The sequence below is a fragment of the Olsenella uli DSM 7084 genome (assembly GCF_000143845.1).
GTDB lineage: Bacteria > Actinomycetota > Coriobacteriia > Coriobacteriales > Atopobiaceae > Olsenella > Olsenella uli.
The window spans coordinates 1,763,782-1,788,084 of sequence record NC_014363.1 but is presented as its reverse complement, the minus strand read 5'-3'; the positions used below and the strand labels follow the sequence as shown (position 1 = coordinate 1,788,084).

Annotated in this window: 21 protein-coding genes and 1 riboswitch; of the genes, 14 read left to right on the top strand and 7 right to left on the bottom strand. The window is 67.6% G+C overall.

Features of this window, described 5'->3' with window-relative positions:
• Positions 1–2: 2 nt before the first annotated feature.
• The 3 genes from OLSU_RS07775 to OLSU_RS07765 all read right to left on the bottom strand — a co-directional run bounded on the left by OLSU_RS07775 (position 3) and on the right by OLSU_RS07765 (position 3,571).
• Positions 3–1,838 carry an ABC transporter ATP-binding protein gene (locus OLSU_RS07775; protein ID WP_013252408.1) on the bottom strand — a complete coding sequence of 612 codons (1,836 nt, stop codon included), beginning with the start codon at positions 1,836–1,838 and terminating at the stop codon, positions 3–5.
• A gap of 35 nt (positions 1,839–1,873) precedes the next feature.
• Positions 1,874–2,452 (bottom strand): ECF transporter S component, encoded by a 579-nt coding sequence (locus tag OLSU_RS07770; protein ID WP_013252407.1) that lies wholly within the window; start codon positions 2,450–2,452, stop codon positions 1,874–1,876.
• A gap of 6 nt (positions 2,453–2,458) precedes the next feature.
• A riboswitch (FMN riboswitch) is annotated at positions 2,459–2,599 on the bottom strand.
• Positions 2,600–2,608: 9 nt separating this feature from the next.
• Complete coding sequence (locus OLSU_RS07765; RefSeq protein ID WP_013252406.1) at positions 2,609–3,571, bottom strand: hypothetical protein; 963 nt, start codon at positions 3,569–3,571, stop codon at positions 2,609–2,611.
• A gap of 187 nt (positions 3,572–3,758) precedes the next feature.
• On the opposite strand from OLSU_RS07765, the gene murB reads away from it, so the two are divergent.
• On the top strand, positions 3,759–4,682 hold the full coding sequence (gene murB, locus OLSU_RS07760; protein ID WP_013252405.1) for a UDP-N-acetylmuramate dehydrogenase: 924 nt from the start codon (positions 3,759–3,761) through the stop codon (positions 4,680–4,682).
• A gap of 73 nt (positions 4,683–4,755) precedes the next feature.
• On the opposite strand, the gene OLSU_RS07755 is transcribed toward murB, so the two are convergent.
• Together OLSU_RS07755 and OLSU_RS07750 are read right to left on the bottom strand one after the other, a co-directional pair.
• Positions 4,756–5,763, bottom strand: a complete 1,008-nt coding sequence (locus tag OLSU_RS07755) for a serine hydrolase (protein ID WP_148219074.1) — start codon at positions 5,761–5,763, stop codon at positions 4,756–4,758.
• A 14-nt stretch (positions 5,764–5,777) separates the two neighbouring features.
• Complete coding sequence (locus OLSU_RS07750) at positions 5,778–7,142, bottom strand: PFL family protein (protein ID WP_013252403.1); 1,365 nt, start codon at positions 7,140–7,142, stop codon at positions 5,778–5,780.
• 132 nt (positions 7,143–7,274) lie between these two features.
• Here OLSU_RS07750 and OLSU_RS07745 point away from each other — a divergent pair, with 132 nt between their 5' ends.
• Positions 7,275–8,567 carry a sugar ABC transporter substrate-binding protein gene (locus OLSU_RS07745; protein WP_013252402.1) on the top strand — a complete coding sequence of 431 codons (1,293 nt, stop codon included), beginning with the start codon at positions 7,275–7,277 and terminating at the stop codon, positions 8,565–8,567.
• 65 nt (positions 8,568–8,632) lie between these two features.
• On the top strand, positions 8,633–10,156 hold the full coding sequence (locus OLSU_RS07740) for a serine hydrolase domain-containing protein (RefSeq protein WP_013252401.1): 1,524 nt from the start codon (positions 8,633–8,635) through the stop codon (positions 10,154–10,156).
• Between the two features lie 47 nt (positions 10,157–10,203).
• Here the strand turns inward: OLSU_RS07740 and OLSU_RS07735 are convergent, their stop codons facing one another.
• The gene (locus OLSU_RS07735) at positions 10,204–11,229 is read right to left on the bottom strand and encodes an aldose epimerase family protein (protein WP_013252400.1); all 1,026 of its coding nucleotides are present in this window, start codon (positions 11,227–11,229) and stop codon (positions 10,204–10,206) included.
• Between the two features lie 294 nt (positions 11,230–11,523).
• Here OLSU_RS07735 and nudC point away from each other — a divergent pair, with 294 nt between their 5' ends.
• Positions 11,524–12,369: an NAD(+) diphosphatase gene (gene nudC, locus OLSU_RS07730; RefSeq protein WP_013252399.1), complete on the top strand. Its 846-nt coding sequence runs from the start codon at positions 11,524–11,526 to the stop codon at positions 12,367–12,369.
• 30 nt (positions 12,370–12,399) lie between these two features.
• On the opposite strand, the gene OLSU_RS07725 is transcribed toward nudC, so the two are convergent.
• Positions 12,400–13,260 carry a DegV family protein gene (locus tag OLSU_RS07725; protein WP_013252398.1) on the bottom strand — a complete coding sequence of 287 codons (861 nt, stop codon included), beginning with the start codon at positions 13,258–13,260 and terminating at the stop codon, positions 12,400–12,402.
• A 272-nt stretch (positions 13,261–13,532) separates the two neighbouring features.
• On the opposite strand from OLSU_RS07725, the gene OLSU_RS07720 reads away from it, so the two are divergent.
• From OLSU_RS07720 to OLSU_RS09175, 10 genes are all read left to right on the top strand, one after another.
• A complete protein-coding gene (locus OLSU_RS07720) occupies positions 13,533–14,207 on the top strand; it encodes a phosphoribosylanthranilate isomerase (RefSeq protein WP_013252397.1) in 675 nt (224 codons plus the stop codon).
• Positions 14,208–14,404: 197 nt separating this feature from the next.
• Positions 14,405–15,940 carry a 2-isopropylmalate synthase gene (locus OLSU_RS07715; RefSeq protein ID WP_013252396.1) on the top strand — a complete coding sequence of 512 codons (1,536 nt, stop codon included), beginning with the start codon at positions 14,405–14,407 and terminating at the stop codon, positions 15,938–15,940.
• A gap of 572 nt (positions 15,941–16,512) precedes the next feature.
• Positions 16,513–17,808, top strand: coding sequence for a 3-isopropylmalate dehydratase large subunit (gene leuC, locus OLSU_RS07710; RefSeq protein WP_013252395.1), 1,296 nt, complete (start codon positions 16,513–16,515; stop codon positions 17,806–17,808).
• A 13-nt stretch (positions 17,809–17,821) separates the two neighbouring features.
• Positions 17,822–18,331, top strand: coding sequence for a 3-isopropylmalate dehydratase small subunit (gene leuD / locus OLSU_RS07705; RefSeq protein ID WP_013252394.1), 510 nt, complete (start codon positions 17,822–17,824; stop codon positions 18,329–18,331).
• 4 nt (positions 18,332–18,335) lie between these two features.
• Complete coding sequence (gene leuB / locus OLSU_RS07700) at positions 18,336–19,553, top strand: 3-isopropylmalate dehydrogenase (protein ID WP_013252393.1); 1,218 nt, start codon at positions 18,336–18,338, stop codon at positions 19,551–19,553.
• A gap of 517 nt (positions 19,554–20,070) precedes the next feature.
• On the top strand, positions 20,071–20,520 hold the full coding sequence (locus tag OLSU_RS07695; RefSeq protein WP_013252392.1) for a hypothetical protein: 450 nt from the start codon (positions 20,071–20,073) through the stop codon (positions 20,518–20,520).
• A 3-nt stretch (positions 20,521–20,523) separates the two neighbouring features.
• Positions 20,524–20,802, top strand: a complete 279-nt coding sequence (locus tag OLSU_RS07690) for a hypothetical protein (RefSeq protein ID WP_013252391.1) — start codon at positions 20,524–20,526, stop codon at positions 20,800–20,802.
• Between the two features lie 75 nt (positions 20,803–20,877).
• Complete coding sequence (locus tag OLSU_RS07685; RefSeq protein WP_013252390.1) at positions 20,878–21,240, top strand: hypothetical protein; 363 nt, start codon at positions 20,878–20,880, stop codon at positions 21,238–21,240.
• Positions 21,234–22,112 (top strand): hypothetical protein, encoded by an 879-nt coding sequence (locus tag OLSU_RS07680; RefSeq protein ID WP_013252389.1) that lies wholly within the window; start codon positions 21,234–21,236, stop codon positions 22,110–22,112. Before OLSU_RS07685 ends, OLSU_RS07680 begins: the two co-directional genes overlap by 7 nt.
• A gap of 2 nt (positions 22,113–22,114) precedes the next feature.
• On the top strand, positions 22,115–23,782 hold the full coding sequence (locus tag OLSU_RS09175; RefSeq protein WP_013252388.1) for an Mbeg1-like protein: 1,668 nt from the start codon (positions 22,115–22,117) through the stop codon (positions 23,780–23,782).
• Positions 23,783–24,303: the final 521 nt, after the last annotated feature.

Below are 24,303 nucleotides of genomic sequence, written 5' to 3'. Positions count from 1 at the left end.
GGTCAGGGCTCCCCTCGGCGGCCGCCCGCGAGCGCGTCGACGAGCGCGTCGACGAGCCGTGCGAGCGTGAGGGGCTCGCCGGGCAGGGCGATGCCCCTGGCTGACAGCTCGCGCGCCCACACCAGGGCCTTCGGCAGGCCCAGGCCGTGGTCGTGCAGGACCTGGGCCTTCCCGGGCGAGAAGACCTCCGCCGGCGTACCCTGCGCGAGGACCCTTGACTGGTCGAGTACGATGACCTGGCCCGCGCGCGCCGCGTCATCCATGGAGTGCGTGACCTGGATGACGGTGACGCCGCGTGCGTTGACGTCCGCGAGGATGGCGCGCAGCTCCTCTCGGCCACGGGGGTCGAGGCCTGCGGTGGGCTCGTCCAGGACGAGCGTGCCGGGGCGCATGGCGAGGATGCCGGCGATGGCGCACATGCGTCGCTGGCCGCCCGAGAGCTCGAAGGGCGACGCCGGCCCCCTTTCGAGGAGCCCCACCATCTCGAGCGCGCGTCTGCAGCGCCTGTCGACCTCGTCTGCGGGGAGCCCCTGGTTGGTGGGGCCAAAGGCGACGTCCTTCTGGACGGTCTCGGCAAAGAGCTGGCGCTCAGGGCGCTGCATGACGTAGCCGATGCTGCCATGCAGGAGCCTGCGGTTGCGCCTGGTCGCCGTGCTCAGGCCGTTGACCAGCAGCTCTCCCGCATCGGGTGCTTCGAGGGCGCACATGAGGCGCAGGAGCGTCGACTTGCCGGAACCGGTCTGGCCGACGATGGCGCAGTTGGCGCCAGGCTCGATGGAGAGGCTCACGCCATCGAGGGCACGCCGTCCGCCGCAGTCTGCGTAGGAGTACGTGACGTCCGCGGCGCGCACGCTTCCGCCCGTGGCATGGCCCGTGGCCACGTGGCATGGGGGCGTCTCGCCGGGCCATGGGGCGGCGCTTTCGCCTGCGGCCGCGATCGTGGGCGCTTCGGCGGCACGTTGGGAGGACGCGCCTCGAGAGGAGCCGCCGCAGGGGAGGCCGACGTGTGCGGCCAGGCCTGCGAGCTGGGACTGGAGGTCGCGTGCGTCGCAGGTCCAGCGCACGGGCAGCCCCCGCTCGGCGAGCCTGGTCGAGAGCCGTGCGGAGAAGGGCTCCTCGAGGCCGAGGTCGCCGAGCTGCCCCACGCGCGAGAAGACCTCCGTCGGAGCGCCGTCGAGCGTCACGCGGCCATGGCTCATGACGATGACGCGGTCGGCCTCGAGGGCCTCCTCCATGAAGTGGGTGACGTGCACGATGGTGGTCCCGGCGGCGTGCAGCTGCCCCATCACGCGCATGACCGAGCGGCGCCCGCGCACGTCGAGAAGGGCGCCGGGCTCGTCGAGCACCAGGACGCGCGGCTCCATGGCGAGGGCCCCCGCGATGGCGACGCGCTGCTTCTGGCCGCCCGAGAGCCGGGTGGGGTCAGCCCGGGCGTAGTCCTCGAGTGCCACGCGCCTCAGCTCGCGCCGGACGCGCTGCCCTATCCGATCCGAGGGGACCCCCAGGTTCTCGGGGCCAAAGGCGACGTCATCGGCGACCACGGTGGTCACGATCTGGTCGTCGGGATTCTGGAAGACCAGCCCCAGCGCCCGCCGCGCGCGACCATAGGCGGCGAAGTCCGCCACCCCGTCGAGGAGGACGTGCTCCCCCAGCAGGGTGACGGACCCGGCGTCCGGGGCGAGCAGCCCACAGAGGACGGACGCCAGCGTGGACTTGCCCGACCCGTTGGCACCCAGCACGCAGATGCGCTCGCCCTCCGCGACGGAGAGCGAGACGTCGTCCAAGGCGACCACGCCCCGCCCGTACTCGAGCGTGACGTGGTCGAGGTCAAGCAGCATGTCCAAGGGGGCCGCAGGCACGACGGTCGCCGACGCTAGCCGACGAGCGCCTTGGAGACCGGCTTGTAGACCAGTGCGGCGACGACGCAGTTGATGGCGATCTTGAGCAGGTTGAACGGCAGGAGCGCCGGGACGACGAGGGCGACGACCGCGTCTGCGGACATGCCGGCGTAGAGTGGCGTGATGGCGATGTTGCCCAGGATGCAGGCGACGAGGCAGACGACGGCGCCCACCGCCATGCCCAGCACGGCGCCTCGCATGGTGGTGTCGCGGCGGTAGACGAGCGCGGCGGGGACCGAAAGCGACAGCGTCGCGAGGATGGCCATGATCACGCCGTAGACGCCACTCTGCGTGGCAAGGTGCACGAGGTAGGGGATGACCGAGACGACTGCGGCCGTCGAGGGTCCGAAGGCGAACCCCGCCACGAGGGCGACGATGCCCGAGGGGTCGTACTTGAGCCAGGTGACGCCGGGCAGGATGGGGAACTCAAGCAGGAGGGTGCAAATGGCCGCGACGGCGCAGAACAGCGCCGTGACGGCGATGCGCTTGGTCGACCAGCCTCCCCCTTGGGCGGTGGTCGCGTGGGTGTCGTGCCTGCCTGTGGTGGTAGCCATGGGGGACTTCCGTTTCTCTCGTCCGGACTGTAACCGTCGGTCCCGGAGTCTCACCAGGTCAGCCACTCTTTTCGTCGTGGCGCGCGGACTTGGGGCACGGGGCCCGTCACCGCCGGTGGGGAGTTTCGCCCCGCCCTGAAACTGTCATCAGACACTCTAGCAGGAATGCCCTCGCGCGGGAAGCGGCCCCCTTTCGATGGCCTTGGGCCTGATTCCGGGGAACGCCATCGCTGCGGTGACCCAGACGGCCCCGCCTACGGCGACGCTCGCGGGATAGGCGAGGGGGCCTGCGTACGGGACGAGGAGGCCCAGGAGGAGCGCTGCGCCCGCGGGGGGAAGCCAGGTCTCGAACGTGGACCAGGTTGCTATGAGCAGCGGGTAGAACAGGGCGACGACCAGCGTCGGAGGCACCCCGAGGCTCTCGACGGCGAAGCGGCCGACGCCACCGAAGAGACCGGCCAGGGCGAGGGTGCCCCAGGCGCGACGGGGCTTGAGCCGCAGCGTCATGTCTGGGCGGGTGAACTCGGTGTACGTCACCAGCAGGGGCGGTGCCGCAAGGAGGGGGTTGCCGCTGAAATAGGCTGGGGCGCTCAGCAGGGCGAACACCCCCAGTCGCGCTCCCCAGTCGTGCAGCGCCTGCCGGGCGGGGGGCCTCAGGGGCTTGAAGTCGATCCTCTCGCGCAGGCCCCAGCGCTCGAGGGCCATCTGCCCAAGGCAGATGACGCCCACCAGCACGATGACCGTGACGGGGTAGGCCCAGTCGCGTGTTCCCAGAAGCACGGGCAGTATCACGGCGGACACCATGGGCGTCATGTCGGCGCCCAATCCGTTCATGGCGAGGGCGCAGCAGGCGTAGCCCAGCACGGCTCGTGCCCAGATGGGTCCGGGCACCAGTAGGTTCAGGCACAGCCCCATGATGGCGCCCGAGCCCATGAGCAGCATCATGCGGGGGCGGTCCACGTTCCACGCCTGGTGCGGCTGCACCCATGCGCCGCAGAGAATGGCCGCCGTTTCGGGAAAGAGGATCTCGTCACAGCCCGTGAGCTGTGACGCAAGCGCCATGAGGCAGACGAACGCTCCCGCAAGGCAGATGGGCAGCCAACGCTCTCGTATGGACATGCATGCTCCTGACGCGATCTGGTGGTCCCGGCGCGACGAAGGCGCCGCTGTGCCGGGCCTGTGACAGAGCGCGGCACGGCGCATCAAAGACCCTAGCTTAGGTATACTCTCCCCACAGTTTGCGAAACTACATCGCGTATCTACACCGCGCGCCGCGCGGTGCGCAGAAGAGGAGCGTGAAGCGGGCATGTCCGACAGTGCCGACCACTTGCAGGCCCTGACCTGGAGGCTTCGTCAGATCGTGGGGGAGGACGGGGTGCTGGTCGACGAGCCCATGAGCGCCCACACCACGTTCGAGATCGGCGGTCCGGCCGACCTCTTCGTCATTCCCGATGACATCGAGGAGGCGTGCGAGGCCATCGCGGCGTGCCGCGAGGCCGGCGAGGAGTGCTTCGTCCTTGGCTGTGGCAGCGACCTCCTCGTGTCGGACGAAGGCTATCGAGGGGTGGTCATCGCGCTCTCGGATGGCCTGCTCAACGTTTCGGTCGAGGGCGAGGAGATGACCTGCCAGGCGGGCGTCTCCCTGCGCGAGGCGTCTGAGATGGCCTGCGAGCTGGGGCTTGCGGGCCTCGAGTTCGCCTGCGGCATCCCCGGATCGGTCGGGGGCGCCTGCTTCATGAACGCCGGCGCCTACGGCGGCTGCATCGCCGACATCCTGAGTTCCGTGTGCGCCTTGATGCCGGACGGCTCGCTGGCGAACATCCCCGTGGGCGAGCTTGCCTTGGGCTATCGCAAGAGCCGCGTGCGCGACGAGGGCCTTGTGGTCCTGTCGGCTACGTTCAGGCTGCGCGAGGGCAGGCCCGAGGACATCCGCGCCCGGATGGACGACCTCACCCAGCGTCGCGAGGAGAAGCAGCCGCTCGACAGGCCCTCGGCCGGGTCCACGTTCAAGCGTCCGGAGGGCCACTTCGCCGGGAAGCTGATCACCGATGCCGGCCTCAAGGGCTACCAGCACGGCGGCGCGGGCGTCTCGTCCAAGCACGCCGGCTTCGTCGTCAATCTCGGAGGGGCCACGGCGGCGGACGTGCGCGCCGTCATATCCCACGTCCAGGACGAGGTCGAGCGTCAGTTTGGCGTTCGCCTGGAGCCCGAGGTCCGCTTCCTCGGATGATCCCGTCCCGTCGGGTGCGTGTCCGGTATCGTGGATGGGGGCCGGGCGTGGGCGCGGCCTGCGGACGTGCGCCCTACGGCATCGCGTCGTGCGCATCGTCCAGCGCTCGCACCAGCTCGGCCAGGGCGTCGAAGTCCTCGGGTGCGGTGGTGAGCACTGCCAGGACGTAGGGCCCGGAATCCGAGAAGACGACGCCCGCCTCGGACGTCGTGGCGTCTGACCCCCATCCGTCCTGCTCGGGATACCATCCCGCCTTGCTCCAGCTCACCGTGCCCGGCAGCGCCGCCGCGAAGGCGCTCGTCTCCCGGCGTGAGAAGAGGTCGGCGAGGAAGCGGGCCCCCGCCGTCCCGCTCGAGAGGTAGCGGTACGCCCTCTGCCACATGCATGCCAGGTCCCGGGCACAGAGACGGGGGTAGAACGCCGCGCGGACCCTCTCGGGGAGGCCTTCGCTCACGCCGGCACCGGCGGCCCACGCGGCCAGGCGGTCCGTGCCGTATGCGGCCAGGAGCGCATGGTAGGCGTCGTTGTCCGAATACAGGACCAGATCGCGCGAGAGGTCGCGCAGCTCGTCCAGGCTCACGTCCCCGCCCTCCACCTCGCTCTCGAACAGCGAGACCAGGTAGGGGCCCTTGATGCTGCTCGCGGGATAGAATTCCTCGTCGGCGTGGTAGGAGAGCCCCTCCTGCGTGGTCAGGTCGAAGAGGCAGAAGCCCACCTTCCAGCCCCGGGCCTCGAAGGCGTCGACGGCCCGCTCGAGCCGCTTGCGGCCATCGGATGAGGCGAAGCCCGACGAGGTGTAGCCCTGGCGGGCCCCGTCCGAGAGGCAGAGGCCCACGGGCCTCGCGCCGCCCGTCGCCTCCGCTCCCCGCTCGCCGTGGGCCTCCTCGAGGACGGCCTTCCCGGCCTCGGCCGCCTGCCGGTCGAGCGATGGCTGAATCTGCAGCTCCCAGAGGCCGACGTAGGATGCCGCCACGAGCAGGGACGCGGCCCCCACCTCGGCAAGGAACGGGGGCAGCATGGGCTTGGACGGGGTCGGCGGCGCGAGCCTGGACGGCACCATGGCCTTCCTGGTGAGTGGCACTGGTCCCTCTCCCCCTAGTTCTTGAGGGAGTTGAGCGGTGCGGGGAAGCGCCCTCCCCGATGGGCGAGCACGGTCCCGGCGTTGGGGTTGACATGCATGACCGGGGCGCTGCCGAACAACCCGCCAAAGTCCAGTACGTCGCCCTCCTTGCGACCGATGGCAGGGATCAGGCGGACGGCCGTGGTCTTGTTGTTGATCACGCCGATGGCCATCTCGTCGGCGATGATGCCGGCTATGGCCTCGACCGGGGTGTCGCCGGGGATGGCGATCATGTCCAGGCCGACCGAGCAGACGCAGGTCATGGCCTCGAGCTTCTCGAGCGAAAGCGCGCCCGCCTCTGCGGCGGCTATCATGCCGGCGTCCTCGGACACGGGGATGAAGGCGCCGGACAGCCCCCCGACGCTCGAGGTGGCCATGACGCCACCCTTCTTGACGGCGTCGTTCAGCAGGGCGAGGGCGCAGGTGGTGCCGGGGCCGCCGCAGGTGCCGACGCCCATGATCTCCAGTATGCGGGCGACGGAGTCGCCCACGGCGGGAGTCGGTGCCAGGGAGAGGTCGACGATGCCCTTCTCGACGCCCAGGCGGCTCGCCGCCTCATGGCTCATGAGCTCTCCGGCACGGGTGATCTTGAAGGCGGTCTGCTTGATGCGCTCGGCGACCTCCATCGTGCTGGCGTCTGCGGGAAGCTCCTCGAGGGCGGCCGCCATGACACCCGGGCCCGAGACCCCCACGTTGATGACGGCGTCGGCCTCGCCGGTCCCGTGCACGGCGCCGGCCATGAACGGCGAGTCCTCGACCATGTTGGAGAAGATGACCAGCTTGGCGGCCCCGTAGCACTGTATGCCGGTAGTGAGCCGCGCAGCTTCGAGGACCCGGTCGGCCATCAGCAGCACGGCGTCCATGTTGATGCCGGCGCGCAGGCTGGCGACGTTGACGGACGAGCAGACGCGCTCGGTCGCCGCCAGCGCCTCGGGGATGGAGTTGATCAGCCGGCGGTCGCCGTCTCCTATGCCCTTGTGCACCAGCGCCGAGAAGCCGCCCATGAAGTCGATTCCCAGGGCCTTGGCGGCGCGGTCCATGGCATGCGCCAGCGGCACCAGGTCCTCGTCGGGGCAAGCGGCCGCTATCTGCGCGATCGGGGTGACCGAGACGCGCTTGTTCACGATGGGGATGCCGTACTCGCGCTCGAGCGACTCCGCGACGGGCACCAGGTGCTCCGCCTGGCCCGTGATGCGGTCGTAGACCTTGGCGCACATGCGCCCCAGGTCCTCGTCCGCGCAGCCTGCGAGGTTGACGCCCATGGTGATGGTGCGGATGTCGAGGTTCTGGTTCGCCACCATGTCCAGGGCCTCGGCGACCTCCTCGAACGTGATTGCCATGCGTCCCCCTTCGACGGGCCGGTCGGATGCTTGCCCGCTTGCATTATGACGGCAAACGTCGTGGCCATGGTCGGCCCGCCCCTCTCGAGGTGCGCCTTTGCCAAATGAACATCCGCTGCGCCAGGATGGCACATGAGGTACAACTATGGCCAGACGCGCGGCGGATGGCGCCGCGCCCTTGTCGGCGTCATACCAGGAGGGCTTCTGCACATGGGCTATCTCACGAGGTCTGACTTCCTCAGGTTGTCTGGCTTGGCCACGGCGGGCATCTGCGCGCAGGCGCTCCTGTCCTCCTGCTCCCCGGGCACCACGACGCCCGCCGCCACCACGGCAGCCGAGGCCCCAGGGACGGACGGCGTGAAGATGGGCGTCTCCATCTGGAGCTCGACCGACCCTCTGGGAGCACTTTCCGTCGACATCATCAGGCAGGCGGCGAACGCCCTGGGCGCGGAGGTCGTGGTGGTGGATCACGCCTACGTGCCCGAGAGGGTCACCGCCTCGGTCGAGACCCTGGCCGCCGCCGGCTGCGACGGCATCGTCGTCTGCAATGCGACCAATGCCGAGATGGCGTCGATCATACGCAGCTGTGATGACAACGACGTGTACGTGACGCAGTTCTACCGCCACATACGGGAGGATGGGCAAGAGGCGGGCCCCACGGGCGTCCGTGCCCTCGCCGAGGCCTCGAGGCGCTACGTGGGCGCCGTCCATGGGGACGAGGCCGCGTGCGGTGTCGCCCTGATGCAGGCGCTGCTCGAGAAGGGCGGGCCCAGCGGGGGCGGCGCGCGCCATGTGGGGCTCGTGGGCTGGGTCGAGGGCGACGTTGCCTTCCAACAGCGCCTTGGTGGCCTGCAGCAGGCGCTTGACGAGTGGAACGCGGCGCATCCGGACGATACGGCGACGCTCTTCGACCCCATCTACGCGGGACTGACGGCAGGTGGGGGTGCGCGTGCCGTCGAGTCTCTGGCCAACGCCCATCTCGACATGGATGCGCTCGTCGTGGCGGGAGGGGGCGGAGACCCGCTTGTCGGTGCCCTTGGATGGCTGGAGCGCGCAGGCAGGGTCGGCCAGGTCTCGGTCGTCGCATGCGACTTCCCCGATGACCTTGCGGATCGTCTGGCATCGGGGGAGGTCCTGATGGCGGCAGGCGGTGACCTGTGCGACCCGCTCTTCGCGCTCGTCCTCACCTACCAGGCAGTCACTGGCAAGCTCATCGTCTCCGAAGGCGACCTCGGGCGCGAGCTCGTCGTGCCCCACGTCCACGTCTCGGACGCCGAGGGGTACGCGGCCTTCGAGGCCTCGTTCCTCGATCGGCCTCCCTGCAGTGATGACGAGGTCAGGGGGCTGGCGGACCTGAGCTTCGAGGGGCTCAGGGAGCGCGCGGAGGACCTCGTGCAGGACCGTGCGGTCGCGGGTGACAATTGATGGGTGCCCGTGGGACCCGAGGCGGCCGGGCGGCACGGCGGTCCTGGTGGCAGGATGCTCTGCATGTGGGTGTCGTGGCTGCCGTGTCGCTCGCCGTGGCGCTTCTCGGCGCCGTGCGGCTGGGGACGCTTCCCGGCACCGTCGGCTATGAAGATGCCGTTGGCGGCGAGGACGCCGTCCACGTGGACGGATCGGCCGATGGCGACCTGACGGACGTCGACGCCGCCCCCGAGGACGCCGAGCCGGGGGACGCCGAGCCGGGGGACGCCTCCCTCGGGCGGCGTGTCGACGCGTACCTCGACGAGAACTTCCCCAAGACCGGCGTGCCGGGCGTGGCCGTGGCCGTCGTCGACTCGGACGGCGTACGCTACCTCAGGACCTTGGGTGACTGCGAGGACGAGCACGCCACGTTCACGATAGGGTCGCTCTCCAAGTCGTTCACTGCCGTGGCGATCATGCAGCTCGTGGAGGGGGGCAAGGTCAATCTGGACGACCCCGTCCGCACCTACGTCCCCGAGTGCCGCGAGCCTGACGTCGTCACCGTGCGCTCGCTCCTCAACCAGACCAGCGGCTTTGGCTACTACGACTCGCTGTCCGAGGCATGGCCGGGGGAGAGCCTGGGGTCCTTCTCGTATGCGAACGCGAACTACGATCTCCTGGGCAAGGTCATCGAGTGCGTGTCGGGGCAGTCCTATGCCGACTACCTGGAGCAGCACGTCTTCGGCCCCCTTGGCATGGATGACTCCTCGGCCAGGGAGACGGGCCGCGCGGACGCCCTGGGGCACCGCGACTACTTTGGGCTCAACTTGTCGGACGGGTACGCGCATGTGGACGGAGCCGACGCGTGGGGTGGGGCGTCGTCGGGCTACGTGCGCTCCAGCGTCTTGGACATGGCCCGCTACCTGACCATGTATCTCAATGGGGGGGAGGACGTGCTCTCGGAGGGGGGCGTGGAGGCGCTCTTCTTCGACCGTGTTCCCGACCTTGGCGGGGACAGCTTCTATGGGATGGGCTGGACCTCGTACTACTGGGATGACGGCGAGCTCGTCCTGTCGCATGACGGCCAGGTCGAGAACGGCGTGGCGCGCATGTGCCTGCTTCCGGGACGTGACATGGGCATCGTCATCCTGGGAGACGCGAGCGACTACTTTGGCGGCAACGACGCCTTCTTCCAGATGGCCAACGACATCGTCAGCCTTGCCGTGGGCGGAGGGGCGACAGGCGTGGACGCGGGCCTTCGCGCACAGGCGCACGCACAGGCGAACCGCATGCTCGCCGTGGTTGCCGCCCTTGCGCTCCTGCCGCTCGCCCTGCTGCACCGCTGGAGGCTCCGTCTGGGAGACATCCCACGTGACGTGGTCCTCTGGCGCCTCGTCTTCGTGCACGTGGGGCTGCCGCTGCTGCTGTGGTGGGTCCCCGACGCCCTCCTCGGGGCTCGCTGGCGCGACCTGTTGGCGTTCGTGCCCGATGTGGGCTACGTGCTTGCGGCGGCGGTCGGCACGCTCGTCGTGACGGGCGCGGCGAAGGTCATCCTTCTCGTACGGCGCAGGTGGGAAGCGCGGGCAGGCGGCTCCACACCTGCATCCTGACAGGCCCCTGCCCCCTTCGCGCGGCGCAGGCGGGAAGCGCCGTCTGGCTAGCCGACGGTCCTGAAGGCGAACTCGGTCCAGCTGCGGAAGGGATGCTCGGGGGTGAAGACGGGCTGGGGGAAGCCCTTGTGGTGGATGGCGTCGGGGAAGAACTGCGTCTCGAGGGCCACGGCGTCGAAGGCCTGGTAGCGTGCGCCGTCCTTGCCGCGGCAGTCCAGCCCGCCGGGGACGAACAGCTGCAGGCCGGGCGCGCTTGTCGTCACGTCCATCGCGATGCCCGAGCGCTCGCCCACCAGTGTCGCGGCACTCTCGTGCGCCTCGCCGTCCCTGAGGACGAAGTTGACGTCGTAACCGTTGGGGACGCGCCAGATGTCAGCACCGACCTGCTTTCCCGTGCGGAAGTCGTGGGGCGTCTTGCCCAGGCCCGCCACCTCGCCCGTGGGGATGCCCTGCCCGTCCGTCGGGGTGTAGGCATCCGCCGCGATCGTGAGCCCATGGGCAAGGACGCTGCCCGATGCCTGGCCGTTGAGGTTCCAGTAGGCGTGGCAGGTCAGGTTGACGATGGTCGCCTCGCTGGGGAGGGCCTCGTAGGAGATGCGCAGGCGGTCGCCCTCGTCCAGCGCATAGGTCACCGTGACGTCCAGGGCCCCGGGAAATCCCTGGTCCCCGGGACGGCTCAGCAGGTTGAGCGAGACGGAGGAGCCCTTTGCCTCGATGACCTTCCACAGGCGCTCGCCGTAGGCGTGTGGTCCGCTGTGCAGGTTGTTGGCCCCCTCGTTCGCCGCGAGGCGGTACGTGGTGCCCGCAAGCTCGAACGTTGCCCCTGCGATGCGGTTGGCGCAGCGACCCACGGTCGTGCCAAAGCACCAGGGGTTGTCCTGGTAGCCGTAGGCGCCGTCGAAGCCGAGCGTGACGTCGGGGCGTCCGCCGCGCCTGTCTGGCACCCGTACGCTCACCAGGCTGGCGCCCAGGTCAGTGACCCCGACGCTCATGCCGTTGCCGTTGTGCAGCTCTATGAGCCGTGCCTCGCGGCCGTCGGCCAGGGTTCCAAAGGCGTGGGTCTCAAGCGGCATGGTCCCTCCCAACGCTCGGCGGGGCAGACGCGGGCGGCGCCGCTCGCGGGCGATTCCGCCCACGATGCCCCCCGCGGGTCCACAACGGACCCCCTTACAGGATAGGCCCGCCCGCAGGCCCGGGAGGTGGTGGGGCCTCCGTTTTCGGTGAGGGATGGTGTGGAGGCCTGTGGGCGTGCGCCCATGCGGGTGCGCAGTTGTGCGGGTGTGCGCCCGTGTGGCGTCCATGGCACGCGGACTCACCGACCGTGCTGGCGTATCATAGCCCGTAGCCCAAAGGGAAGGGACGCGTGTTTGATCCAGGACATCGGCGATCACGCCTTTGACAACGGCTACGAGCCCTGCCAGCCCGAGGCCACGGACTATGTGCTCTCGTACCGAAGGGGCCAGGTCCTGCTTTCGCGGGGGACGGTCCGACACGGGCCGCCGACCCTCTCGGACTGGGGCATGTCCTCCGAGCAGCTCCTCTGTCGCTACCTGTTCAAGGTGGACGAGAGGCGCTTCTTCCTCGCCGAGAACGAGACTGCCGAGCTGCGTGCTCCCGGCTCCTTCGCCTTCGAGCCCGTCAGTCGCCTGCGCTTTCTGGAGCCACGCTGGCTGGGCTTTGCGGCCGTCACGGGCTACCAACTGCGCAACTGGTACGACGCCAACCGCTACTGCGGCCACTGTGGCGCCGAGCTGGGCCACGTTGCCACGAGCCGCGAGCTGGCATGTCCTGCGTGTGGCCTGGTTGTGTATCCCAAGATCAGTCCCGCCGTCATCGTGGGCATCACCGACGGCGACCGGATCGTGCTGACCAAGTACGCCGGGCGCGCATCAGCCAACCATGCCCTTGTCGCCGGGTTCTGCGAGATAGGCGAGAGGCCCGAGGACACCGTGCGCCGCGAGGTGGCCGAGGAGGTGGGCCTCAGGGTCACCAACCTGCGCTACTTTGGCTCGCAGCCCTGGTCGTTCACCGACACCATGCTCCTGGGATTCTTCTGTGACGTGGAGGGCCCGACCGGCATCCACCTCGACCACAGCGAACTCAGGCAGGGCGTCTGGGTCAGCCGCGCTGACATACCGTCCGACCTGTCGGACAGCTCCAGCCTCACCAACCTCATGATCACCACCTTCGCCCGTGGTGGCGAGCCTCGCTGACGACTTTCGCCCGCATCGGGGGGCCCCGTTCTACTTGGCCGCCAACGCGCTGATGCCGAAGGCCCCCGGCCCGGCATGGCTGGCGATGACGCAGCCCGACTTGACCCACTCGATCTCCTGCGCGCCATGGTCGACCAGGATCTTCTCGACGATGGCCCGCAGGGCCCGGTCGGGCTCGTCACCAACGCTGTAGGTGAGCGATACGCGCGAGAGGTCCATCGGCTCGCGCGTGCAGTAGTCCTCGACCAGCTGTGCCACGCACTTGAGCATGGGCCCTCGACGCTTGGTGGTCGCCACGAGCCTGCCGTCCAGGACCTCGACCGTGGGCTTGATGCGCAGGAGCGTGGCCCCCAGAAACGCAATGTTCGAGAGCCGCCCGCCGGCGCGCAGGTAGTCGAGGTCACCGGGGATGAACGAGAAGCGAATGCGTGCGACCTGGTCGTCCACGAACGCGCGGAGCTCGTCGGGCGTGACGTCCGGGTCGACCTCGATCATGCGTGCGACGTTGGTGACGACGAGGCGCAGCGCCGACGATACGGACTTGGTGTCGATCATGGTGACGTAGTCGCGTCCCTCCGCAGCGAGGTGGGCGCTGCGGTACGAGATGGTCGTGGCGGCGGAATAGGCCAGGTAGACGATCTGCGCGGTGGGATAGAGCCCGTGGATGCGATCAAAGGCGTCTATGAAGTCCTGCGGCGAGCAGCCCGACGTCTGAGGCAACTTGCCGGTGGCGCGGTAGCTCTCGTAGAGCTCCTCGGGCGGGAAGCTGTCGTCATCGCGTGACAGGTTGCCAAAGCTGACGTGCATGGGGACGACCACGATGCCGTGGCGTCGTGCGGTGTCGGCGTGGATGTCCGAGCCCGACTCGGTGACGAGGACGTAGTCTGCCATGGTTCCTCCGGGGTCTCTCGCGGGGTGACGATGGCGTCCATGGTAGCGCAGGTGCCATTTGCGGCTCCCGCGCCTCGGTCAGCCCCAGCGCCATGCCCAGGCGCCCGGGCGTCACGTCCGGGCACCGCGCCCAGGTGCCTCTCTCAGGCGCATGGCAGTGTCAGTGGCCGACGCCTGGGACCCCTCGCCGCCCTTTGCTCCACTGTCGTGTGCCTTCGTGGGACGATGGCACCTCACGGCGCACCGCGCGCCCTGTGCGAGGGGAGACTGACATGCTGGGTCGCCGCATCACCACCATCATCACGCACGACGTCCTGTACAGCAACAGCGCCTACACACGCGTGAAGCTTTGCGGGATGTTTCGCGAGGAGGACATCGAGGCCGTGAACGTGGCCGCCCCAGACCTGTGCGGCTTCGTCGTGAACCGCCCCAAGTCTCACCGGCACGTGGACCGCGACCGCCTTTGGGCCCTGGTCTCGCGACTCGACCCCTCGATTCCGGCCGTGGGCGTCTTCGTCGACCAACCGCTGGGCTACGTCTCGGAGCTTGCTGACGAGGTCCTCGACGTGGTGCAGCTGCACGGGATTGAGGGAAACCCCTACATCACGTTCCTGCGCGAGCTGGTGGACATCCCCATCATCCAGGCCATCGAGCTGCGCACGCGCGAGGACGTGGAACGTGCCAACGAGAGCAAGGCGGACTTCGTCCTGCTTGACATAGGCCGTGATGCCAACGGAAGGCCCGACCAGTCCCTCCTCCCGGGCCTGTGCCGCCCGTTCGTGCTCTCCGGGGGGCTTACGCCCGACGGCGTCGCGCGGGACATAGCCGAGGTTGCTCCCTGGGGTGTCGACATGAGCTCGGGACTGGAGACGGATGGCCTCAAGGATCCCGAGAAGATGCGTGCGGCGGTCGCTGCGGTGCGAGGGGCCACGCCAAGGCAGACGTGACCAAGGCAAAGGTGACCACGGCAGACGTGACCAAGACAAATGTTTCGGTTGGGCAACCTTTGCGCGTCGCGCGCGTGCCATGCCCCGCCCCCTGTGGCACAGTGAGTACACCCTCCTGATGTGGGTCCCCCTGTGGCGCTCGCTGGAATGGCGGTCGTCTCATCGCACATGCCACGCACACGAGAGGAGCACGCCCCATGACACGTAAGATCGACATCTTCGACACCACCCTGCGCGATGGCGAGCAGTCGCCGGGAGCCTCCATGAACACGGAGGAGAAGCTCATCGTTGCCCAGCAGCTCCTTCGCATGCACGTGGACGTCATCGAGGCGGGCTTTCCCATCTCCAGCCCCGGGGACTTCCGCTCCGTCCAGGAGATCGGCCGGCTTGCCGGCGACGACGCCGTGGTCGTGGGGCTCACCCGTGCGGTGGACAAGGACATAGACCGTGCCGCCGAGGCCCTCTCATGCGCCAAGCGCCCACGCATCCACACGGGCCTCGGCGTATCCCCGCAGCATCTGGCCGACAAGCTCCGCATCAGCGAGGACGAGTGCGTCGAGAGGGCCATCCGCTGCGTCAGGTACGCCAAGCGCTACGTCGAGGACGTCCAGTTCTACGCCGAGGATGCCGGACGAGCCGACCAGGGTTTCCTCGAGCGCGTCATCCAGGCCGTCATCGAGGCCGGGGCGACCGTCGTGAACATTCCCGATACCACCGGCTACCAGATGCCGGCTGCCTTCGGTGCGCGCATCAAGGGCCTCTGCGACAACGTGCGGGGCATCGAGAACGTCACGATCGCCGTCCACACGCACAACGACCTCGGCATGGCGACGGCGCTTGCGCTGGCGGGCGTCGAGAATGGCGCCACGCAGATAGAGTGCACCATCAACGGCCTGGGCGAGCGTGCGGGCAACACCGCGCTCGAGGAGGTCGTCATGGCGCTCAGGATGCACGGGGACGAGCTCGACGGCCACACCGACGTCGTCACCCAGGAGCTGACGCGCGCCTCTCGTCTGGTCAGCCGCATCACCGGCATGCAGGTTCAAGCCAACAAGGCCATCGTCGGCGCCAACGCCTTCGCGCACTCCTCCGGCATCCACCAGGACGGCGTCCTCAAGTCCCGTGGCACTTACGAGATCATCGACCCTGCGGACGTGGGCGCCGCCGGCTCGGAGATCATCCTGTCGGCGCGCTCCGGCCACGCCGCCCTCAGGCACCGCCTCTCCGAGCTAGGATACAGCTTCCCTGAGAGCGAATTCGATGACGTGTACCAGCGCTTCCTCGAGATCGCGGACCAGAAGAAGGAGGTCTTCGACGAGGACCTCGAGTCCATGGTCCAGGAGCGCCAGCGCGACGTCACGGCCATCTACGCCCTGGAGTCCGTCCAGGTCGTCTGTGGTGACGCCGCCATCCCGACCGCCACGGTCCACATCACCGACGAGGTCGGTGGCGAGCATGTCGTCGCCTGCACCGGCACCGGTCCGGTCGACGCGGCGTACAAGGCCATAGACAAGGTGGTCTCCGTCCACGGTGACCTCCAGGAGTTCGCGGTCAAGGCCATCACCCGCGGCATCGACGCCATCGGCGAGGTGACGGTGCGCATCGTGGCCGGGGACGGCAGGCTCTACACGGGGCGTGGCTCGGACACCGACATCGTCGTCTCGAGCGCCAAGGCCTACGTCAACGCCATCAACCGCATGATCCAGACCACCCGCTCCAAGCAAGGGAAGTAGGGTGCAGGCGAACGTCGGCACGTGCGGGTGAGGCGCGTGCGGGTGAGACACGTGCGGGTGAGGCGCGAGAAAGACTGCGCATGCGAGAAAGAATGGGTGATCACGCAGTGCGTCACTCCGGGCGGCACCCTCCGGACAGTGCCGGGGCTGCACCGGGGCAGCCTCCCAAGACTGCCCCGTGCACACGATTTTAAATCGCATGCACGGGGCATTTTCTGACCTGGCGTTTTGTCGTGCCCGTGCACCCAGTTTCAAAACGTGTGCACGCGAGGCTAGCCCCAGAGGCGTCCGCGGCCTCTATCTCGTGGCCTTTATGGATATAGAGGACCCTATGGGTTCCATGACGGGCGACTCCAGCCTGAGACGGGCGACTCCAGCCCGAGCCTGGGCAAAGTGGACTCGATGCCTGTCTGGACGGTCGGGCAACTGCCCGGCGACGGTTGTTTCTGGCTGGGGTCCGATTCCGGCAGTCACACGAGGGTCCGCTTCCCGCCGACTATCATGAGAGCCGAGGATGTCCCCTGTAGGCGACGGCCTCTTCAGGCCGGGTCTCCCGAGAGGAGCATGCATCTATGGCTCGCCCCATGACCATGGCGGAGAAGATCCTGGCCGGCCATGCCGTGACCGGCCACGGCGCGATCGGCGACGGCGGCCTCGACGAGGTCGTCCCCGGACAGCTCGTCGAGTGCGACCTCGACGGCGTGCTCGCCAACGACATCACGGCGCCCATCGCCATCAAGACCGTGCGCGAGATAGGTGCGGGTGTCTGGGACAAGGACAAGGTCTTCCTGGTTCCCGACCACTACGCGCCCAACAAGGACATCAAGAGCGCCGAGCAGACCAAGGTCACGCGCGACTTTGCCCACGAGATGGGCATCAGCCACTACTTCGAGCAGGGTTGCATGGGCATAGAGCACGCGCTGCTCCCCGAGCGGGGCATCGTCGTCCCCGGCGACCTCATCATCGGTGCGGACTCGCACACATGCACCTACGGAGGTATAGGGGCCTTCTCCACGGGGGTGGGCTCCACCGACGCGGGCGTGGGCATGGCGACGGGGCGCGCCTGGTTCAAGGTGCCCGAGACCATCCGCTTCGAGATTGACGGGAAGCTGCCCGAGGGCGCCTCCGCCAAGGACGTCATCCTCTACGTCATCGGTCAGGTCGGCGTCGACGGAGCCCTGTACTGCGCCATGGAGTTCGCCGGCTCGACGATCGAGGGCCTCTCCGTCGAGGGGCGTCTGACCATTGCCAACATGGCCATCGAGGCGGGCGGCAAGGCCGGTCTCTTCGAGGTAGACGACGTGGCGCGCAAGTGGCTCGAAGGCCGCGCCGAGCGTCCCTGGACCGAGTGCCACAGCGACGCGGGCGCCCAGTACAAGCAGGTCATCAAGATCGACGCGGCCGACATCGTCCCCACCGTCTCGTGGCCACACCTCCCCTCCAACACCCATCCCGTGGCCGAGAGCCGCCACATCACGGTCGACCAGGCCGTCATTGGCTCCTGCACCAATGGCCGCATCGAGGACATGCGCGCCGCGGCCGACGTCCTGCGCGGTCGCAGCGTGGCGGATGGCGTCCGCTGCATCGTGATCCCTGCCACCCAGGGCGTGTGGCTCCAATGCGTGCACGAGGGCCTCATGGACGTCTTCATCGACGCCCACTGCGTGGTCTCCACGCCCACCTGCGGCCCCTGCCTGGGCGGCTACATGGGCATCCTTGCGGCGGGGGAGAGGTGCGTCTCCTCCACCAACCGCAATTTCGTCGGGCGCATGGGCGACCCCACCTCCGAGGTCTACCTTGCCTCGCCGGCCGTCGCCGCCGCCTCCGCCGTCGCGGGACACATCGCCCTGCCATCCGACCTCGACTAGGAAGGGAGAGACGATGCGATTCAAGGGAACGGCCTTCCGCTACGGCCGTGACATAGACACCGATGTCATCATTCCCGCGCGCTACCTCAACACCTCGGACCCTGCGGAGCTGGCAAGGCACTGCCTCGAGGACCTTGACGCCAGCTTCGTCGGGCGCGTGCGGACCGGTGACATCGTCGTGGCCGACGAGAACTTCGGCTGCGGCTCCTCGCGCGAGCACGCCCCCGTGGCGATCAAGGCAGCCGGCGTGAGCGTGGTCATAGCAAAGAGCTTTGCGCGCATCTTCTACCGCAACGCCATCAACATCGGCCTTCCCATCATGGAATGTCCCGAGGCCTGCGATGCCATCTCCGACGGGGACGTCGTCCGGGTCGACGCCGACACGGGCCTCATCACCAACGAGACGACGGGCGCAACCTTCCAGGCCCAGCCGTTCCCGCCCTTCATCCAGGAGATCATCAACGAGGGGGGGCTCGTGGCGCGCACCAAGCGCACCATGGCCCAGAGGCAGGCAAAGGGGTAGGCGCATGGCCATGGCATCTGCAAGCTATCGCATCTGTACGCTTCCGGGCGACGGCATAGGACCCGAGATCATCGCTGAGGCCAAGAAGGTCCTTGCGGCCGTGGGCGAGAGGAGCGGCGTCGACTTCGTCTGCGAGGACCAGCTCATAGGCGGCTGCGCCATCGATGCCACCCGAGCCGCGGGCGGGGAGGTCTCGGCGCTCCCGTCGGCCACGCTCGCGGCTGCCAGGGAGGCTGACGCGGTCCTTCTCGCCGCAGTCGGTGGCCCCAGGTGGGACGACACCGCACCGGGGGCCGTCCGTCCCGAGCAAGGCCTCCTTGCCATCCGCAAGGGTCTGGGTCTCTACCTCAACCTGCGACCCGTCCGCATCTACGAAGCGCTGCGCGACGCGTCGCCCTTGCGCCCCGAGCGTCTGGACGGTGTGGACCTGCTCATCGTGCGCGAGCTTACCGGCGGCCTGTACTTTGGCGCCCACGAGCGCCAGGAGGGCGTCGTGGGGGCTGGCATGGACGGTGCGACCTGCGCTCCCGGCGCTCCCGGTGCGACCTGCGCTCCCGGCGACCTCGCATGCGACACCACTGGCGGTTTCACCGGCGACTTCGCACGCGACACGATGGAGTACTCCGAGTACGAGATCGAGCGCGTGGTGCGTTGGGCCTACGAGGCCGCCGCGCGGCGCAGCAAGGTGGTGACCTCGGTCGATAAGGCCAACGTGCTCGAGACCTCACGCCTGTGGCGTGAGGTCAACCACCGCCTCAACGAGGAGTTCAAGGACGTCGAGGGCGAGGACATGCTGGTGGACAACTGTGCCATGCAGCTGGTGGCCAACCCTGCGCAGTTCGACGTCATCGTGACGGAGAACACCTTCGGCGACATTCTCTCCGACGAGGCTTCCATGCTCACCGGGTCGCTCGGCATGCTCGCCTCCGCGTCGCTTGGCACGGGGACCGCGCTCTACGAGCCCAGCCATGGCTCCGCGCCCGACATCGCGGGTAGGGGCATCGCCAATCCGCTCGCACAGATCCTTTCCGTCGAGCTCATGCTGCGCTACAGTTTCCAGATGGACGAGGCGGCCGATGCCGTCGCTGCAGCCGTGGAGGATGTCCTGGACGCCGGCTGGCGCACGGCAGACATCGCTGACGCATCGACTCCCGCCGACCGCGTGCTCGGCACCTCGGCCATGGGCGACAAGGTCGTCGAGGCCTTCGAGAGGCGCGCGTAGCATGACGGCGGGTCGTACGGCGCCGCGTCCGCAAGTGCGCCCGAAAGCGCCCCCGCAAGCGTGCCGTGGCGTGTCCGCAAGCGTACTGTGGCGCGCCCCGTGCCTCCGGCGGACCGGCTTCTTGATCACCCAGAAGCGAGAAGTCACTAGGAGTGAGTAGGAGCGAGGAGTCACCAGAAATGAGAAGTGAGTACTTTTTGGGCCCATTCGGGGCCTGTGGTGTTCGGTAGAGTTGCATTTCTCGGTATCTCCGCAGGTACAGGCCCTGCAAAAATTACTAGAAGTGTGCACTGGTGCACACTTCTAGTAGTCGGTACACACTTCTGGCGGCCGGCAACCTCTAACAGCCGGCCCGCGCATTCGGATCGGCACACATTGCCGATAATCGGGGCCGTGTTTTGCCGCAAGTTGCATATTGTCACTTACAATATGCGGTGCATCGGCATACATGCGGTGCATCAGCTGTGTCGCGGTGCCCTGGCTGGGTGCAGGGCACCCCTCTTGCAAGGGAGTTCCGATGTCAGAGATGGCGGCATTGTATGCGCAGGAGATGGACTGCCAGTCGCGTGTCGACGAGCTCGTGCGCGTCCTCGACTCTCTCGCGGACTTCCGAAACCAGGTGAATGTCGCACGCGCTGACTTCGAGGGTCAGCTGGACGACAAGGTGAGGCGGGCGTACAGGGCGTCTGACCTCTCGGGCAGGCTCGCAAAGAAGTACGCGGAGAAGACGGTGGGCTACCTTACGGGCGAGTTCGGACGGAACATGGCCTATGACTTCGCTGAGGTCGACGCACAGGCGGCTGCGGCCACGATCCGTGTCGACGAGGAGCTTGATGAGGAGCTTGATGAGGAGCTTGCCCGCCTCACCTCGATCAGGGAGCGGATCAGGGCCGAGCGGGCCCGCGAACAGGTTGTGCAAGCCGCCCGCCAGGCCGAACAGGCCGCCCGTCGATCGGGAAGGCGGTAGGGCATGGATCTCAAGGTTTCCGACGACGAGCTTGCGTACCGGGTGGATCTGGCGCGCAAGAGCACCGAGCAGCTGGCTGAGATCGCCGTCGAATACAACCATGCGCTGCAGGCGCTCCTGGCGACGGGCATCCAGTCAAGCCGCGTCTCGGCTGCAGTGGCCGACGTCCCCTCGAGGGTGATCGCCGCGTGCGCGGCCCTTGGGGAGGCGGTCGCTTCGCTGGCGCCTCAGACGAACCGGTTCATTCAGAATCTGGACGCAGACGACGAAGACTTCGACTAGGAAGTGGCGCTAGCTAAAGTGGCGCAAGCCAATGTGGGCCAATGCACGAGGAGACGAGGGCTGCGGGAGGGGACGATGGCGACAGACGGGGAGATCCGCGTCGTATATAAGAACGTGGACGAGGTCATCAGCAAGCTGCGGTCACTTACGGAGTCTGCTGAGAGCATCGCGGGAACGGACTACGCCCTCGCGATCACCACAGGCTCCGGCGGAGCGGCGCTCGTGGGCGCAGGCACCGCGGTGAATGACTTCGCGACAAGGCTCTCCACCCTAATCGCGCGCACGGCGGACCGCGTTGAGCAGGCGAGGGCCGAGTACGAGGGTGCCGACTTCGGGGAGGCGTCAAGGCTCGCCAGCATTGGCGTGGGGCATTCTGGCGGTGGGTCGAACGTCGGAGGCGTCTCAAGATCGAGTTGCGGAGGTGGCCCCGGATGGTGAGGGCACGGGTCCCCAGGGCGATGGCCGCGTGTGCGCTGGCGCTCTCGCTGGCCACCATGCCGGGCTGCCTCGCGCGGCCGGCGACGAAGACGAACGACGACGGGGCTGCGAGGGAGGTCCTTAACATGGACGACGAGATCACGGAGCGCGACCTCGAGGTGGCGCAGAGCCTGGGCGCGCCCATGGACGTGGTCGCCGCGATGCGGGGCGGTGCGTGGCCCTCGGCGAGATCGAAGGACAATGTCCGCTACGCGGAGTTCGTCGAGGACCACCTCGCCGCGCGCTACGGCGAGAGGTTCCGTGCCACTGAGGCGAGGCTCTCATTCGGCCTGATGCGCGATCCCCACACCGTGACCTGCGCCGTGGAGACGGGCGGGCACGCCGGGGAGACCTGCGTGGCGTCGTTTCTCTACGAGGACGAACCCCGCTGGGCGGACGACTACCCCTACCTGCGGCTCCACGAGGAGTACGAGCGAAGGCTCACAGAGGTTGCGCAGGGGGCCTTCGGCGACCTGCCCGAGGGGTCGTGGGTGATGGAGGCCAGGATGCTCGATTGGCAGTACCCGAACGTGGCCAGCGACCCGCAGGGCGCGTGGCACGAGGTCCCGCCCTTCGCCACCCTCGAGGAGGCGGGGGTGTTCGTCGACGGATACCTGTGGGTCTCCATCTCCCCCGATAACCAGCTCGCCGAGGAGGACTTCGACGCCCGCGTCGCGAGGATGCGGGAGGCCCTCGACGCGCTCGACATGCGGGTTTACTGGAGCGTCGACCAGATAACCCAGCCGCTCGACGGCGCTGAGTTTACGATGGAGTGGTCGCGCGACGCGGACTACTCATGGCATGCGCTCGGCAACTTTCAGGGGGATGAGTAGCGATGTCTCTTGGGGCAGACGAGCTCGCGCAGCTCAATACCCTCGTCTACCAACCGGGATTCAGGGAGGCGGTCGATCGTAGTAAACAGAAAGACCTTGGGACCATACTGCGGAGCATGCAGACCAGCGGAGAGGCTCACGACAGCTGGATAAGCGACGAGCAGTGTGCCAACCTCGTGCGGGAGCTCTCCTCAAACGAGGCGGTGACTAGCCTGAGCATCGAGGACTTTTCGATGCCTGGGGACAACGTCGGCCAGACAGGGCAAAACCTCACCCTCGTCAGCACTGGCTCGGAGCAGAAGGAGATGTACGTCATCTTCAAGGGCACGGAGAATGGTGACGAGTGGAGGGACAATTTCGAGGGCCTCTACACCTACGACACCGCAGCCCAGAGGAACGCGAGCGACTACGTCGACAGGATGATGGAGGGGCGCGGGGATGACTGGAAGGTGGTGGTCTCCGGCCACTCCAAGGGTGGCAACAAGGCCATGTACGCAGCCGTCACCAACTCCCACGTCGATGAGTGCTACTCATTCGACGGGCAGGGCTTCAGCAACTACTTCTTCAACAAGTACGTGGCCCAGATTGCCGCAAACAGGGACAAGATCCACTCGTACAACTACGAGGGGGACTTCGTGAGCCCGCTGCTGCGCCTGCCCACCGACGACGTCAACTTCACCAAGTCTAATCAGGGATACTCGACCGTTGGGGGCATCCTTAATCTGCTCCTACGAGGTGATGGGAGCTTCCTTCCCAAGAACCACGCCCCCATCTCGCTCTTCGTGGGCAATGACGACCTGACGCTCGATGCGGCGTCAAGGCCGAGCGACTACTGGCAGACCATCAACGGCTTCTCCAGATGGATCATGGGCAACGTCCCCGAGGGCAGGCAGAGGGATATGGTCTCCTTCATCACGGGTTGCATCAATGCCGCATCAAAGGAAAGAGACGGAGGAAGGAAAAGGCAGAAGATCGCTGAGTTCATCAGGGACCATCCCGAGTGGCCGGGCGCTCTCGTCGGGTCCGTTCTCGCATACCCGCGTGCCCCAGAGCTCGTGAAGCAGCTTGCCGGAACCGACATCGATTTCGATGGCCTCATCGACGTCCTTGAAGTCAAGGGGGTTTCCGTAGCGGGCATTGCGAACCTCGGCATAGATGCGGTCTTCCTGCTGCTGAAAGACGACGAGGCCCGTCCCGTCGTGCTGCAGTGGTTCCTCAGCACGTTCCTTGGGGTCGAGGTGGACGACGAGTGGCTTGCGCGCTTCGACTCCGCCGTCAAATCGACCGAGGATGACATCAGAAGCGGCGTCCGCAAGGCCGAGGCCGTGCAGGTCCTGCAGGGGGAGGTCAGGGACTGGACCGAGGCCAGAAGGCAGGAGCTCCTCGCCATCGTCGACGAGGTTGACTCCGAGGCGTGGTGGGACGTCACGCGCTGGGACATCCGCTACCGGTTCGAGGACCTCATGGGTTGGCTCAACGTGGATGGCTACGCCGACAACATGAACGAGTACCTCCGCAAGCAGATAGACATCAACGGGGTCTCGAGGGCGCGCATCGAGGCCGCCTTCGCGGCGGCATGGGGACACGATGCTGAGTACGCATCCGCCATGGGCGGAGTGGCGGAAAACGTCTCGGCGGCGGCGTCACAGCTCGACGGCATCTTGGGATAGGCAGGGCGTCGATGGCTGCCGCCTGCGTCTCTGATGATCACGCCGACATGGCCCCGCCTCTCGTCGTCACCGGTATCTCGCCCGGCTCTGGCGCCCCTGGCTGCGTCCTTGGCGACGTCCTTGGGGCAAGAGGCGTGCGCTCGACTGTAAGAAGTGAGTACTCGGCGGCGAGAAGTGAGTACCCAACCGCGAGAAGTGTGCACCCAACCGCGAGAAGTGTGCACTTTCTTGGCCCTTTGGCGCCCGGCAGGCGAGGCCCTCTCGGCATCGTCGCAGGTACAAGGACTGCTGAGATTTCCGGAAGTGTGTACTAGTACACACTTCTGAGGCAGAGGCGCTCACTTCATGCGCGGAAGTGCTCACTTCTGAGGCTAAGGCACTTACTTCAGGCGCAGAGGTAATTTGCACGTCCCTGTGGCGGCCACCGCTCGCACGCCCCACCCCGTCGTCCCATTGCGCACGCCCCACCCCGTCGCCCGATTGTTTCAGGGTGGTTTTTCTCGCTCCATGTGGGCCTCGTT

Excerpts from the sequence above, each read along its gene's own strand:
- murB (WP_013252405.1), top strand. The coding sequence starts at position 3,759 with ATGTCCGACAGTGCCGACCACTTGCAGGCCCTGACCTGGAGGCTTCGT.
- leuD (WP_013252394.1), top strand. The coding sequence starts at position 17,822 with ATGCGATTCAAGGGAACGGCCTTCCGCTACGGCCGTGACATAGACACC.
- OLSU_RS07680 (WP_013252389.1), top strand. The coding sequence starts at position 21,234 with ATGGTGAGGGCACGGGTCCCCAGGGCGATGGCCGCGTGTGCGCTGGCG.
- leuC (WP_013252395.1), top strand. The coding sequence starts at position 16,513 with ATGGCTCGCCCCATGACCATGGCGGAGAAGATCCTGGCCGGCCATGCC.
- OLSU_RS07765 (WP_013252406.1), bottom strand. The coding sequence starts at position 3,571 with ATGTCCATACGAGAGCGTTGGCTGCCCATCTGCCTTGCGGGAGCGTTC.
- OLSU_RS07735 (WP_013252400.1), bottom strand. The coding sequence starts at position 11,229 with ATGCCGCTTGAGACCCACGCCTTTGGAACCCTGGCCGACGGCCGCGAG.
- OLSU_RS07775 (WP_013252408.1), bottom strand. The coding sequence starts at position 1,838 with ATGCTGCTTGACCTCGACCACGTCACGCTCGAGTACGGGCGGGGCGTG.
- OLSU_RS09175 (WP_013252388.1), top strand. The coding sequence starts at position 22,115 with ATGTCTCTTGGGGCAGACGAGCTCGCGCAGCTCAATACCCTCGTCTAC.
- OLSU_RS07745 (WP_013252402.1), top strand. The coding sequence starts at position 7,275 with ATGAGGTACAACTATGGCCAGACGCGCGGCGGATGGCGCCGCGCCCTT.
- OLSU_RS07695 (WP_013252392.1), top strand. The coding sequence starts at position 20,071 with ATGTCAGAGATGGCGGCATTGTATGCGCAGGAGATGGACTGCCAGTCG.
- OLSU_RS07690 (WP_013252391.1), top strand. The coding sequence starts at position 20,524 with ATGGATCTCAAGGTTTCCGACGACGAGCTTGCGTACCGGGTGGATCTG.
- OLSU_RS07685 (WP_013252390.1), top strand. The coding sequence starts at position 20,878 with ATGGCGACAGACGGGGAGATCCGCGTCGTATATAAGAACGTGGACGAG.
- OLSU_RS07750 (WP_013252403.1), bottom strand. The coding sequence starts at position 7,142 with ATGGCAATCACGTTCGAGGAGGTCGCCGAGGCCCTGGACATGGTGGCG.
- OLSU_RS07770 (WP_013252407.1), bottom strand. The coding sequence starts at position 2,452 with ATGGCTACCACCACAGGCAGGCACGACACCCACGCGACCACCGCCCAA.
- OLSU_RS07715 (WP_013252396.1), top strand. The coding sequence starts at position 14,405 with ATGACACGTAAGATCGACATCTTCGACACCACCCTGCGCGATGGCGAG.
- OLSU_RS07725 (WP_013252398.1), bottom strand. The coding sequence starts at position 13,260 with ATGGCAGACTACGTCCTCGTCACCGAGTCGGGCTCGGACATCCACGCC.
- leuB (WP_013252393.1), top strand. The coding sequence starts at position 18,336 with ATGGCCATGGCATCTGCAAGCTATCGCATCTGTACGCTTCCGGGCGAC.
- OLSU_RS07720 (WP_013252397.1), top strand. The coding sequence starts at position 13,533 with ATGCTGGGTCGCCGCATCACCACCATCATCACGCACGACGTCCTGTAC.